The sequence below is a fragment of the Planctomycetota bacterium genome, from assembly GCA_016872555.1.
GTDB lineage: Bacteria > Planctomycetota > Planctomycetia > Pirellulales > UBA1268 > F1-20-MAGs016.
Window position 1 is genome coordinate 110,767 of record VGZO01000006.1, and the last position, 12,944, is coordinate 123,710.

Consider the following 12,944-nt stretch of genomic DNA (forward strand, 5'->3'; position numbering starts at 1 on the left):
GGCCAGCCCGAGAACTGCAACGCCGGCCAGCCCTCGAACTGCAGCCGGACGTGCGGCATCTGTTTCTTCTGCTCGGCATAGGCGAGCACGATCGGCGCGTCGATGCCGTCGAGAAACAGCTCGATGACGCGGTCGGTGGTGTCGGGAACGATCGTACACAGCTCGTCGCCTTCCTTGACGTACTGCCCGCCCTGACCGACGTTGGCCGACACCCGGTAGACGATCCCGTCGCACGGGGCGACGACGTTCCGGGCCTTGAATCGCTCGATACGGTTGTCGATGTCCTGGATCTCGCGCTCGATCGAAAACAGGTTTTGCTCGCTCTTCCTCAGGTTGCTGCGGGCCACGGCGATCGCCGACAGGCCGGCGGCATCGGCCTGGAGGAGGAGGGCCTCCTGGGTGAGGAGGGCCGCCTCGGCCCGCTGCAGCTCGGCCTGGGCCTTGTCGGTGTCGGTCGTCGCCCGGTCGGCCCGCATCCGGGCCTCGTCGCGCGACAGCCGGCTCTCGAGGCCGCCGAATTGCGGGTTGTTGAACAGGTCGTCAAACATCTCGAAGCGGTCGCGCTCGAAGTTCCTGGCGAACTCGGTGTTCGCCAGGGACTGCTTGGAGACGTCGATCGCCTTGCGTGCCGCTTCACGGTTGGCCTCCGCCGCCTTGACCGCCGCGGCCCGGGCGCCTTCCTGGGCCCGCGCCGCCGCGGTGTTCTCCACCACCTCCTCGCGGGCCGCCTCCAGCCGCTCGCCCAGGAACCTCCGCTGGGCCTCGAGTCTCCCCTCCAAGTCGGGGTCGTTGTCTTCGATATCGACAACCGGATCGTTCATCTTGACCCGGCTTCCCTCGACCACGTGCCAGGTCGTGACCTGCCCCGAAACGCGGGCTGTGAGGACCTGCATCCGCTCCACCGGCGCGTAGGCGATCACGGTTCCCTGGCACATGACGGTCTGTTGCCAGGGGACGAAGGCGAGGACAATTGGGGTGACGAGGAAGATGAGGAGAAGGAGAACAGCGACGAAGCGCACGCCCGACGGCGTCGCGGCCCGTGACAAGGCCGAGCCCGGTTGGCCGCTGCTGCGGGGGTGTGCAGGTGTCACGCCCATTCCACGGCCTCGTCGCAGCGTCGGCGGATGTCGTCACGGGCCGTGACGATGACGAGCGTCCAGGGGGCCTGGCGGTCGAACAGCGACTCGATCAATTGCGGGCAGTCGGCGATGTCGAGGGCGTCGAGCATCCCGTTGATGAGCAGCAGCCGTGGGCGTCCGACGATGGCCCGGGCGATCGACAGCCGGGAAATGGCGTTGGCCGACAGCGGGCGGCCGTCGGCGGCCAGCGCCGTGCCGACCCCCCGGGGCAGGCGCGCGACGTCGTCGGCGAGACCGACCATCTCCAGCGCCCGACGCACGTCGACGGCCGAAATGTCGCTGCGGCCGACGCGGACGTTCTCGGCGACCGTGTCGGCGAACGTCTCCGATTGCCCGACGTAGGCCACCTGGAGACGGGTCGCGGTCCGGTCGAGCGACCGGGCGTCGAGCCCGTCGAATTCGAGCAAACCCTGGTCGGGCAGGCGGAGCAGGGCGAGCGTCTCCAGCAGCGTGGTCTTGCCGCTGCCGGACGGTCCGTAGACGGCGATCCGCCGCCCCGGCGGCACCTCGAGCCGGAGCGTCTTGCCCGGGCGGCTCACCACCTCGGCGACAACGGCCATCGGCCGCTCGGTCGCCGGCAGCAGTTCGCCGCCAGAGTGCTCCAGCGGCAGCGTGTCGATGACGCCGAGCTTGTCGAGCGCCGCCTGGAGGTCGTAGAAGGTCTCGATGTACTTGCCGATCTTCGAGATCGCCGACAGCACCAGCGCCACCATCAGCTCGCCGGCGACGAGCTGGCCGAGCGTCAGCTGGCGGTTGATCACCAGCCATCCGCCGAGGCCGAGAAGCACCGTGCTGCCGATCGCGTCGAGGAGCAGGGCGAACAGGTTCTGCCGCCAGACGACGGAGAAGTGGCGCCGCCGCGCCTGCACGTAGGCGTCGGCGAGCTCGTCGGCACGGGCGTGGGCGAGGTCGCCGCCGCGGCCGAAGCGGAACGTGTGGGGGCACTTGGCGAGCTCCTCGAGCCAGGCCGCCACGTCGAACTTGGCGTAGCTCTCGGCGATGCTCGTCCGCACCCCGCCGCGTCCCAGGATCGTGAGCATGAAGATCACGAGGATCGCCGTGACGACCGCGAACGTCAGCAGCGTGGGGTGGTAGAAGGCGAGTACCATCAGGCCGACCACCGAGATCATCAGGATCCCGATCCCCTCGACCAGCAGCGAGGCGACTGCCTTTTGCACCGACGAGACCTCGAAGAACCGGTTGACGATATCGGTCGGGTTGCGGCCGTCGAAGGCGGCGATCTCGGCCCGGGCGAAGTGGTCGGCGAAGGCATCGGCGGTGCGCACGAAGATCCGCCGCTGCAGGCACTCGGCGACCAGCAGCTGCAGCGAGCGCAGCGCCGCCGAGAGGAGCAGGAAGCCGAGCATCACCCCCGAGAGCACGAGCACCGGCCAGAGCTGGAAGCCGAAGCTGACGGTCGTCACCAGTTGCTCGATCGCGACCGGCGTCACGATCGAGAGGATACCGACGGCGGTGGCGAACAGAGCCAGCGTGAGGCAATCGGAGCGCTCGAGGCGCAGCAGCACAGCGAGCCGCTGCCAGCTCGACACGGAGGCCGCGCCGCTGCCATGGTCACCGCCCATGCCGAGCCGTCACCTACGCTTCGGGGAGCAGGGGGGTGCGCTCGTCGCGGGCCGGGGCGGAAGCGGTGCCGACGGGTGCCGGCCGCGGCAGCCGTCGGGCCCGTTCGATTTCGCGGCCGACCGACTGGCCGATCCGCTGGCAGGCACGCTCGATGGCCATCTCCCAGTCGGAATCGACGACCAGCGCGAAAACGTCACCCGCGTTTCGCACCCGGGCCCGGATCCGGCACGACTTGTCGATGCCCGCGCCGAGATCGCGACCGCCATGGAGGAGCACCACGACGCTGCTCACGGCGCGACGGTGCCGGCCGAGCGCCAGGCGCAGGCGGACGTCGATCGAGTCACGGAGCCGGTCAGCCCCGGGAAGCCCGTCGTGAAGTAATTCCCACTCCATCGCCACCTCCGCCACTCGGTCGATACCCGAACCCGCCTTCTCTTCTCATCGTCATTGGTAGGCAGGCAGCTTCCATTGGACAAATAGAATGTTTTGGTTCGGGATATTGAAAAAATCTTTTTCCTGCAGTGAACTTCGTTATTTTCGTGGGTACAGGCCGATCCTGCCCATCTGTTGAGGGGGGTCTGGGGAGGCCGCTGTGGCGGGTTTGGCGCGCGGGGAAGGGAGCGAACCGGGATGGAATGGCTCAACTACCACCACCTCCTCTATTTCTGGATGACCGCCCGGGAAGGGAGCATCACGCAAGCCTGCCGCAGGCTCCATCTCACCCAGCCCACCGTGAGCGGCCAGATCCGGGCCCTCGAGCGGTCCGTCCAGGCGAAGCTTTTCGAGCGCTCCGGGCGGTCGCTGGTGCTGACCGAGACCGGCACCGTCGTGTTCCGCTACGCCGAGGAGATCTTCGCGCTCGGCCGCGAGCTTCAAGATGCCCTCGCCGACCGCCCGACGGGGCGTGCGATGCGGTTCTCGGTCGGTGTCGCCGACGCCCTCCCCAAGGTTCTCGTCCACCGCCTCCTCGAGCCGGCGCTCCACCTCGACGCCGACATCCGGGTGACGTGCATCGACGGCGAGCCGGAGCGCCTCCTGGCAAGGCTGGCGCTCCACGAGCTCGATCTCGTGGTCACCGACTATCCCGCCAGCCCGCGGGTCGGCGCCAAGACGTTCAGCCACTTGCTCGGCGATTGCGGCGTCTCCTTCCTCGCCACCGAGACCCTGGCCCGCCAATACAGGCGCGGGTTTCCGCAGTCGCTCACCGGCGCGCCGCTGCTCCTTCCGGTGCCCGGCACGACACTCCGCCGGTCGCTCGACCAGTGGTTCGACGAGGAGGAAATCCGCCCGCGGATCCGCGGTGAGATCGCCGACAGCGGGCTGCTCAAGGCGTTCGCCGCGAGCGGCGCCGGCATCTTCGCCACCCCTTCGGCGGTCGAGGAGGAAGTGGCCCAGATGTACGGCGTGACCGTCGTCGGACGGGAGGAATCGCTTCGCGAGCGGTTCTACGCGATCTCGGTCGAAAAACGCCTCAAGCATCCGGCCGTCGTGGCGATCTCGCAGCAAGCGCGGCGGCAGGTGTTTCGCAGCTGACGGGCCGGACCGTCAGGGAGCGGCGGGGAGGAGCCGGGCGAGCGCCGCGCGGACGGCGGCCGCCGGCAGGGCGTGGGTCGTCGTCCGGTCGAAGCGGGCGATCGACAGGCCCACCGCCCGCCCGTCGAGACCGACGACGACGCCGCCGCAGGCGTCGGCGGGGAGCACCGAGTCGTGGCTGAAGGCGGCCGGGAAGCCCTGCCGACGCTCGCTCACCGGACCACTGAAGGCCAGATCGCGGCGCCGGGGACGGTCCGACTGGGCGTCGGCCATCGGCACGAGCGTCGCCTCGGTCTGGCGCCATAGCCCTTCGCGGCAGTAGTCGATCGTGACGCGGTCACCGATCGCACCGGCCCTGATCGCCGTCGCGAGATCCTCGGCGGTCAGCGTGGGCAAGCCGTCGAGGGCGACGATCCGGTCGCCGCGCCGCAACCCCGCGGCGCGGGCCGGGCCGCTCGGGCTGACGCGCTTGAGGACCGTGCCGGTAACCGCCGGATCGTCGTCGAGCGTGATCCCCAGGGCGGGCGTGTCGTCGTCATCGCCGACGTAGCGCGTCCGCGCCGGAATCGGCCGCGTCCCCACGCTCACCGCGCCGACCGCCAGCGGCCGCCGCGCCGGGCCAGGCGTCACGACGAAGCGCCCTACCTCGGGCTCGCCGTCGGCCCAGCGAATCGGCTCGAGACCGGTGGCCTCGACCTTGACCAGCACCAGATCGAGCGCCTCGTCGGCGGCGACGAGCGTGGCGTCGAGCGAGCGCCCGCCGACGCGGCAGCGGATCTCCCCGGGCAGTTCGCTGCGCTTGGTGAGGATCCACCCGTCGGCACCGACGACCACGCCGAGCGCCACGCGGCGGTCGTCGTCGAGGATCTCGACGACCGACAACGCCGCCTCGGCCGCGATCGGCGCGAAGCGGTCGCGGATCGCCGGGTGGCGGAGGCTCTCGTCGCGGAAGTCCGACTGCAGCGCCGGCGACGTCGGCTTGCCGTCGGCCCGCTTGCCGCCGCGCAGTTCGTCCCACTGCCGGCGGTAGACCTCGATCGGGACGCTGAAGTTGTCGCGGACGTCGGTGGCGATGCTCGTGCCGATCCCCACCAGCCGGCCGTCGAGATCGACCAGCGGCCCCCCCGAGTCACCCGGCTGGAGCGTGCAGTCGGTGACCAGCGAGAAGCGCTGGAAACGCTCGTCGCGGAGCACGCCACGGAGCCGTCCGAGGCGCACCGGCGCCGGCCGCCCCGCGACGATCCCGTCGGAGTGGCCGGCCGCGAGGCACCAGTCGCCGATCGACAGCGACGTCGAATCGCCAAGCTCCACATGTGGCCACGGGCCCGGCTCGCTGATCTGCAGCATCCCGGCGTCGGTCGCCCGGTCGTGGCCGAGCGCCGTGGCGCGCGTGACGCGGCCATCGGAGAGGAGCACGGCGAAGTCACCGTCGAAGCCCTCCATCGCATGGGCGACGGTGAGGATCAGCCCGTCGGGGGAGACGATCACGCCGCTGGCCACGCCATGCTCGATCAAGCCGCCGTCGGCGCTGCCGAGGCCGACGGTGGCCGCGAGCATCCGCCGGGCGGCGGCCACGCTCCGCACTTCCTCGGCGAGAAACGGCGCGGCGCCACGCTCCTGAGCATGCGCCTTTCCGGACTGCACGAGCGCGACGGCCAGGACCACCGCGAGCCCCGCGCCACGCAGGACGGCGTTCGATCGGCTCATCGGGTCGGCTCCTCGGCGAGCGCCTCGCGGTAGGCGCGCAGCCGGCGCCGAAACGCCCGCTTCTCCGACTTGTCGCCCCGATCGGCGACGAGCTCGACCGCCCGTTCCTGGTGCGTCACGGCCGCCGCGCGGTCGCCGGCGAGGAAGTGCGCATGGGCCAGCGTGTCGAGGGCGAACGGATCGGCGTGGTCGAGGAGGTCGTCGGCGCGGGTCGCGAGGCGGAGCGCGACGGCGATCGCGGCCGGCGTCGCCCCGGGCAGGTCGAGGATCCGCTGGGCGACGTCGTTGAGGAGCTCGGCGTCGTGATCGGCCGGGCCATCGAGGAGGTCGGCCGCCGCGGCGCAGCCGGCCTCGAAATCGCCTTTCTGGAACAGGAGCACCTCGACCTTCATCCCGGCGGCCCGCCCCGCGAGGCGCGGCTGGGCGGCGGCCATCGCGCGAATCGTGTCGAGCGCCTCGTCCCAGCGCCCCCGTTCGACCGCCGTGAACGCCGCCTCCTCGAGGAGCCGGGCCCTCTTCGCGGCGGCCGCCTCGGCGGCGGCGTCGAACCCCCCCGAGATCATCCGCTCGACGACGTCGTCGAGCCCGTCGAGCGGGTGGCCGATCCAGGCGATCGTTCCCGCGCCGTCGACGACGAACGACGTCGGCACGCCCGCCTCGCCGGCCGGCACCATCCACCCCTTCCACGACACCCCCTCCGGCTCCTCGTCGCGCCGCCGCCGCGGCTGTTCGTCGTAGCGGTCGACGGCGATCCGGACGCCGAGCGGTGGTTCGAGATCGGCAAGCAAGCCGGTGGCCTCTTCCTCCCGCTCGGGAGGGTCGGTGACGATCAGGACGAACTCCACCCCGCGGCGTTTGAACCGGCCGGCGAGATCGGCGACGTGGGGGAGCGACTCGAGGCTCGAGGCGCTGCGCGTGTCGATGAAGGTGAGGGCGTAGATGCGGCCCGGTTCGAAGCGGCCGATCGGCTGGCCGCCGATCCAACGGCTCGCCGCCAGCACCGGCGCCGGGTCGCCGACGGCGAGCGACCCCTCGTCGGCCGCGGCGGCCCGCGCTCCGACCAGCAGCCCGACGACCACACCGAGAGCCGCGAGCCTGCCATGCATCGGATGACCTGCCAATCCCTGGGCCGAGCGGTCGCACCTCGCGACGCTCTCGACTCTACCCCTCCTCCGCCAGCCGCTCAACGCGTCGACTGCCACGGCGGCTATTGCCGCTGCGCACACTCCTCCCCGCAACTCTCCCGGCGGAAAACCGTTTCCTGGTCGATCGGGCAGCCTGGTTCGATTCGATAGGAAGGCAGCGCCGAGTCCGCCCCCCTCGGCAGGAGCTCCGATGAGTGACTTCGGAAACCACCGTTCGAAGGATCGCTCCGGTCAGCTGGCACTTCGCGGCAGAGCCGCGGCGCTCGTGCTCGCCGCCTTGGCCATGGCGCTCCCCGCCGTGGCAGCCGACGCGCCGGTGCGCGTCCTCGCCCGTGACGTCGCCTGCACTGCCGACGCCGCCGAGACCGCGGCGGGAGGAGCACGGCTCGACCTCTACGGCCCCGCGGCGCCCGGCGGCCCGCCGCGGCCGGTCGTCCTCTTCGTCCATGGTGGCGGCTGGCGGAACGGCGACAAGGCGCACGTCTGGGCGAAGCCGGCCGCGTTCGTCGCTCATGGCTGCCTGTTCGCCAGCGCCGGCTACCGGCTCGCGGCGCCGGCGACACCGCGCGACCAGGGGGCCGACGTGGCCGCGGCCGTCGCCTGGCTCCGCGACCATGCGCGTGAGCATGGCGGCGACGGCAACTCGATCTTCCTCGTGGGCCATTCGGCGGGGGCCCATCTGGCGGCGCTCGTCGGCACCGACGAGCGCCTGCTCGGCCACCACGGGCTCGCCCCCGCCGACCTCGGCGGTGTCGTCCTCCTCGACGGGGCAGGGTACGACATGCCCCGGCAGATGGCGGCGGCGCGGCTGCCACGGATGAAGGAGCTGTATCGCGATGCCTTCGGCGACGATCCGGAGGCGCAGCGCGACGCCTCGCCGATCACGCACGTCGCGCCGGGAAAACGGTATCCACCATTTCTGATCTTCCACGTCGGCCAGCGCCTCGACAGCCGCCAGCAGTCGGAGGCGCTCGCCGAGCGGCTCCGTACGGCCGGCGGCGCCGCGACGACCGTCCACGAGCCCGACAAAAACCACCTCACGCTCAATCGCGAGTTGGGCACTGCCGGCGACGGCCCGACGGCGAAGGTCCTCGCGTTTCTCGACGAGTGCCGTGCTTCACGCGCGGCGGCGGGGCACTGAAGGGCTCGGTCCGCCCGGACCACCGGTCCGTCGTGCGCGCCGTGGGAACCCGCCACCGCCACCGGGTGGGCGACCCGGACCGAAAACCGGTCCTATACTCCCCCCGTCACGTATTCGTGAACGGCGACGCAACTCCCGCGAGAGTGGCCATGGAGAAAAAGCAGCACGCGATCCTCGCCGCGCAGTCGGTCGCCGAGTGCCTCGTCGAGCAAGACTGGGGGGCCTACACGCCGACCGAGCACAAGACTTGGGAAACGCTCTACAACCGGCAGATGGCCACGCTCGAGGGCCATGCCTGCGACGAGTATTTCGCCGGCCTGAAGACACTCCGCCTCGGCGCCGAGCGGATCCCCGAGTACGCGGAGATGAACCGGCACCTCCGCGCCGCGACCGGCTGGGAGGTGGTCGCCGTCCCGGGTTTGATCGCCTCGCGCCCGTTTTTCACGATGCTCGCCAACCGGCAATTCCCGGCCGGCACGTTCGTGCGCACCCCGGAGCAGCTCGACTACCTCGAGGAGCCCGACATCTTTCACGACGTGTTCGGGCACGTGCCGTTGCTCACGCATCCGGCCTACGCCGCCTACATGGAGTCCTACGGCCGGGCCGGTCTCGACGCGATCGACCGCAAGGGGGTGAAGTTCCTCGCCCGGCTCAATTGGTACACGATCGAGTTCGGCCTGTTGCTCGTCGGCGGCACGCTGAAGGCCTACGGCGCCGGGATGATGTCGTCGTTCGGCGAGGCGCGGTACGTGCTGAACGACCCCTCGCCGCACGTCCTGAAGTTCGATCTCGAGCGCGTGCTGCGGACGGGCTACTACATCGACGACTTCCAGGCGACCTACTTCGCGATCGACAGCTTCGAGAAGCTGTTCACCGAGTGCATCGAGCGGCCGTTCGCGCCGCTCTACGAATCCTGCCGGCAGCAGCCGCCGCTGACGCCGTTTTCGATCGAGGCCACCGACACGGTGGTCCGCCGCGGGAGCGGCGCGTACTGGCAGGATTTCCCCGCGCGCAAGACGGCGCTCAAGTAAGTTCGCGGTTTGCCCTCTCCATCCGCGGTCGCTGGGTGTCGGCGTCGCGCGTTCGGCAGGGAGCACCGGCCGATCGGTGGTCAGCGTCCGTGGTTTCTCGATCGATATCGGTTCTCGTGTGGCCGCAGTACCGGAGCCATCGACCTACGCGATGTTATCGACGGCATTGGCATGTGGCGGTTGGCGGATGTTGCGGCGGAGGAGGAAGACCTGGCGACGTTGATCGGGCGCCGAGCGGGTTGAAGAGCCTGATGCTGGGATCGGCTCTGCGCGGAACCCCTGTTCCCGGGCGGCAAGCGCCCGGCGGATCTTGGTGCGCAGCGAAGCCTCCTGGTGCTCCCACTCGGCGAACGCGACCAGGACGTGGAGCACGAACTGCCCCATCGGCGTCGAGGTGTCGATCTTCAGGTCGATCGAGTTGGTGTGGACGCCGTGCTCCCGGAACAGGTGCATCTGCTGGGCGCCGTCCCGGACCGAGCGGAACGCCCGGTCGAGCTTCGACCAGCCGACATGGTCGCCGCGCTCTCGCAGCCGCTGCACCTCGGGCCGCTCGGTCAGCGGCGTCTTGCCCGACGTCGCCTTGTCGTGGAAGAACCCACCCTTGTCCCGACCGAGTTGGCGCGGGGGGCCGGCGGAACGACGGCTGTGGATACACCCCGAAAAGAGCCGCGTTATCTTGAATATCGGATGGGGGCGTCGTGGGATGGTCTGCTCACGTCGAAGCGGCGTAGGATATCGGTTTGGCGTCTTCCCCCTCTCCGTCGCGAATCACGGTCGAGCCCGGCAAATGCGGCGGTCGGCCGTGCGTTCGCCACATGCGCATCCGCGTCAAAGACGTTCTGGACATGCTGGCCGCCGGGGCGACTGAGGATCAGATCCTCGTCGACTACCCCGACTTGGAACGTGAAGACATCCGCGCGTGCCTCGGATACGCGGCCCGGTATCTCGATCATCCCGTCGTCCTAGGCCGCTGACATGCGGTTTCTGGTCGATGCCCAGTTGCCGCCGTCGTTGGCCCGATTCCTGCGGGCACTCGGCGAAGAGGCGACGGCGTGTCGGGACGAGGGGCTGCGAGACGCCGACGATGGCGAGATCTGGCGATACGCGACAGCAGGGGGATATTGCATCGTCACCAAAGACGAAGACTTCGCGCTTCGCCAGATCGCCGACCCGAGCGGCCCGCAGTGGGTTTGGCTTCGGATCGGCAACAGCACCAACCCCGCCTTGCTCGAATGGCTGGAACCGCTTTGGGGCGACGTCGTGCGGGAGCTCCGAAGCGGACAAGGGTTGGTTGAAGTGGCAGAACGGGCACAAACCTGACAGCCGACGCGATACCACTGCGGAACTGCTTGCTCCGGCTGCGGAACTGGCCGTCGGGGATCGGCTCCGCGGGGAACCCCTGTTCCCGGGCGGCCAGCGCCCGGCGGATGCCGACCGGGAACCACTGGCCGTCCGGCGGAACACCCTTGCGCTTTTCAGGGCGTTGAAGTACGGCGGCCGTCGGATGGCCTCAGCGAAGCGATTGAAGGACCTCGAGAAGGAGAACGCCAGCCTGATGCGGCTTCTGGCGGACGCGGAGCTGGACAATGTGATCCTTCGGGAGGCCGCTCGGGAAATTTCTGGGCCCGGCGAAGCGCCGCCCGCCGGCAGCCGCACGACGTGCAACCCTCCGGTGATGGCGTTGGGTGGAAGGGCCCCGCCGCCACTGCCCTCCAGACCCGCTCGACGGTCGCCTGGGTTCACGCCGCCTTCTCCGGCCGGAGATCGCCCGAGGGCTCCTCGACGGAGGGCTCGCGAGCCGCTCAATCACCTCGGCAATGTTGCAGCCGTGCCGGTAACCGGGCCATACTCGAGAATAGTTCGGGGGGTAGGCCGCACTCGTTCGACATGTTTGGTGAGGTAACTCAATGTCCGTCATCGATGCCACTCGCATTGCACTGAACCTTGACATGCTCGCGCTTCCAGCGAGCCTGCGTGTCAAGCGTCTCGAAGTGCAGGAATACACCGACACCGATGGAGAGCCGGCTCTGCGCATTCTCGCGGTGATCGATGACGCCGTGGACGTCGAGCATGTCAGCGGTGGCGACGTCAGCAACATGAAGTCGGCGATTCGGGAGAGTCTGCGACGTGGCGGAATCCGGCAATTTGCGTACGTGTTCATCGCCAAGCAAAGTGAACTCGACGACGATGACGGTGAGGAGCGCTGACGCTTGCACGACGACCTCCTCGACCAGGCGAAGAGACTGGCGACGCTCGACAAGGGAAAACCGAAGCAGGCGAGCCTTCGGCGGGCTGTGTCGGCCGCCTATTACGCCCTGTTCCACTATCTGGTGTCCCAATCCTGCCGTGCGATCATCGGCGCCCACCGCGGCCAACGCGGGTATCGCGACGCACTTTCTCGTGCCTACGTGCACACCACGATGAGTAAGGCTTGTCGGTCATTCTCCTCGTGCCAGTTGCCAACCGCCGTCGCCAAGCCGCTTCCGGGTGCCAGCGGGAGTGCTGTCGTCGTTTCGAACGAGATCAAGGCGATCGCTGCGACGTTCCACGAACTGCAGCAGAAGCGTTGCATGGCAGACTACGATCTCGCCGAGCGGTTTTGCCGATCGGAAGTGCTCACCGTCATCGAACAAGTCACGGACGAAATCCAAAAATTCGATGCAACGCCAAACACCGACGAACGGCAGTTCTTTCTGGCTTGCCTGCTGGCCTGGAAAGAGCTCGCCAACCGGTGATGGGTGTGCCAATTCAGAGGCACGTTCCCGCGGGGTCTGGCAGGGAATCGCACCGAAAAACAGAACCCGCTGTGAAGACTCGGCTTACGGCGAAAACCCCGAGAATCGTGCCGGTTTCGCAGACCCGGCCAATGGGCGACGAGGGACTCGAACAAACGACGTTTTCCTCGGGGAAACAGGGGGTCGGCCCCGAGTGCAGCGCATTTTGCAGCGCACTTTCGCCCGACCTCGCCCTCGTCGTCGAGTGCTGGGAGCGACTGCCCGACGCGGTCAGGGCCGGGATGGTGGCGATGGTGAAGGCGACGGGGGGCTGAGGGGCCGCGGCGCGGCAGCGCCCAGGGAGGTCGGGTTTGGCACCAGCCGGCTTTCCCGGGGGCGATGTCGGCGACGGGATCGCGCTGGTCGGCGAAGAGGGGATTTTGGCGGTCGGGCGGCAGCGGGCGCGGGAGGTCGTCGGGCATGGCGGGGCTCCGTGGGCGTGTTTTACCGCCGGCGGGGCTCAAGGGGATGGGGGTGGGGCGGTGGTGACCGGCGCCTGTTGACATCCTGGAATGAGGGCGGTAGAAAGCCCTCCATCGAAAATTCCTTTTCTGGATCCGCTCCTGCAAGCACCCGCCCGTCGCGCTGAACTTTAGTCGCTGACGGCAATCTGAACCGGCTTGGCCCCGATTCGTCGGGGTTGTCTGCCGGTGGTGCTTGGGTTTCTCCGGGGTGAGTTGCTCGGGGAAGTTCCTGCTTTGCGGGTTGCGTCTGTCGTCGGTGGTTCGTCGTGACGGGGGAGTGTGCCTCTGCACCTCGTTCCCCCCGGAGACACCCATGACCACCTGACACCCGCCTGTCGCGCTGCTGCGCGCCTGGAGATCCCGCGCCCTGACTGCCCATGCGGGCGCGTCCGGTCCCCGGGAGCCCAGTCCGACAGCCCCACACCC

At 69.2% G+C, this 12,944-nt stretch carries 14 protein-coding genes and 1 pseudogene; 9 read left to right on the forward strand and 6 right to left on the reverse strand.

Annotation, left to right across the window (positions count from 1 at the left end; translation table 11 throughout):
- Positions 1–642: 642 nt before the first annotated feature.
- The 3 genes and pseudogenes from FJ309_03550 to FJ309_03560 all read right to left on the reverse strand — a co-directional run bounded on the left by FJ309_03550 (position 643) and on the right by FJ309_03560 (position 3,122).
- Positions 643–729: pseudogene (locus FJ309_03550) on the reverse strand (single-stranded DNA-binding protein).
- A gap of 358 nt (positions 730–1,087) precedes the next feature.
- Entirely contained in the window at positions 1,088–2,722 is a 1,635-nt protein-coding gene (locus tag FJ309_03555; protein MBM3953689.1) for an ABC transporter ATP-binding protein, read from the reverse strand.
- Between the two features lie 13 nt (positions 2,723–2,735).
- Entirely contained in the window at positions 2,736–3,122 is a 387-nt protein-coding gene (locus FJ309_03560) for a hypothetical protein (GenBank protein MBM3953690.1), read from the reverse strand.
- Between the two features lie 231 nt (positions 3,123–3,353).
- On the opposite strand from FJ309_03560, the gene nhaR reads away from it, so the two are divergent.
- A complete protein-coding gene (nhaR, locus tag FJ309_03565) occupies positions 3,354–4,256 on the forward strand; it encodes a transcriptional activator NhaR (GenBank protein ID MBM3953691.1) in 903 nt (300 codons plus the stop codon).
- A gap of 12 nt (positions 4,257–4,268) precedes the next feature.
- On the opposite strand, the gene FJ309_03570 is transcribed toward nhaR, so the two are convergent.
- Positions 4,269–5,963, reverse strand: coding sequence for a PDZ domain-containing protein (locus tag FJ309_03570; GenBank protein ID MBM3953692.1), 1,695 nt, complete (start codon positions 5,961–5,963; stop codon positions 4,269–4,271).
- On the reverse strand, positions 5,960–7,069 hold the full coding sequence (locus tag FJ309_03575) for a hypothetical protein (protein ID MBM3953693.1): 1,110 nt from the start codon (positions 7,067–7,069) through the stop codon (positions 5,960–5,962). Before FJ309_03575 ends, FJ309_03570 begins: the two co-directional genes overlap by 4 nt.
- Before the next feature lie 229 nt (positions 7,070–7,298).
- Here FJ309_03575 and FJ309_03580 point away from each other — a divergent pair, with 229 nt between their 5' ends.
- The 3 genes from FJ309_03580 (at position 7,299) to FJ309_03590 (ending at position 9,503) form a co-directional block, all read left to right on the forward strand.
- Positions 7,299–8,249, forward strand: a complete 951-nt coding sequence (locus tag FJ309_03580) for an alpha/beta hydrolase (protein ID MBM3953694.1) — start codon at positions 7,299–7,301, stop codon at positions 8,247–8,249.
- 149 nt (positions 8,250–8,398) lie between these two features.
- Entirely contained in the window at positions 8,399–9,280 is an 882-nt protein-coding gene (locus tag FJ309_03585; GenBank protein MBM3953695.1) for a phenylalanine 4-monooxygenase, read from the forward strand.
- Positions 9,249–9,503 carry a PEP-CTERM sorting domain-containing protein gene (locus FJ309_03590; GenBank protein ID MBM3953696.1) on the forward strand — a complete coding sequence of 85 codons (255 nt, stop codon included), beginning with the start codon at positions 9,249–9,251 and terminating at the stop codon, positions 9,501–9,503. Before FJ309_03585 ends, FJ309_03590 begins: the two co-directional genes overlap by 32 nt.
- Here the strand turns inward: FJ309_03590 and FJ309_03595 are convergent.
- Positions 9,425–9,985: a recombinase family protein gene (locus tag FJ309_03595; protein ID MBM3953697.1), complete on the reverse strand. Its 561-nt coding sequence runs from the start codon at positions 9,983–9,985 to the stop codon at positions 9,425–9,427. The two genes, FJ309_03590 and FJ309_03595, sit on opposite strands and share 79 nt — an antisense overlap.
- Positions 9,986–10,020: 35 nt before the next feature.
- Here FJ309_03595 and FJ309_03600 point away from each other — a divergent pair, with 35 nt between their 5' ends.
- The 5 genes from FJ309_03600 (at position 10,021) to FJ309_03620 (ending at position 12,329) form a co-directional block, all read left to right on the forward strand.
- Positions 10,021–10,254, forward strand: coding sequence for a DUF433 domain-containing protein (locus FJ309_03600; protein MBM3953698.1), 234 nt, complete (start codon positions 10,021–10,023; stop codon positions 10,252–10,254).
- 1 nt (position 10,255) lies between these two features.
- Positions 10,256–10,600: a hypothetical protein gene (locus FJ309_03605; protein MBM3953699.1), complete on the forward strand. Its 345-nt coding sequence runs from the start codon at positions 10,256–10,258 to the stop codon at positions 10,598–10,600.
- Between the two features lie 587 nt (positions 10,601–11,187).
- Positions 11,188–11,487 carry a hypothetical protein gene (locus FJ309_03610; GenBank protein ID MBM3953700.1) on the forward strand — a complete coding sequence of 100 codons (300 nt, stop codon included), beginning with the start codon at positions 11,188–11,190 and terminating at the stop codon, positions 11,485–11,487.
- 3 nt (positions 11,488–11,490) lie between these two features.
- The gene (locus tag FJ309_03615) at positions 11,491–12,015 is read left to right on the forward strand and encodes a hypothetical protein (GenBank protein ID MBM3953701.1); all 525 of its coding nucleotides are present in this window, start codon (positions 11,491–11,493) and stop codon (positions 12,013–12,015) included.
- A 131-nt stretch (positions 12,016–12,146) separates the two neighbouring features.
- Complete coding sequence (locus FJ309_03620) at positions 12,147–12,329, forward strand: hypothetical protein (protein MBM3953702.1); 183 nt, start codon at positions 12,147–12,149, stop codon at positions 12,327–12,329.
- Positions 12,330–12,944: the final 615 nt, after the last annotated feature.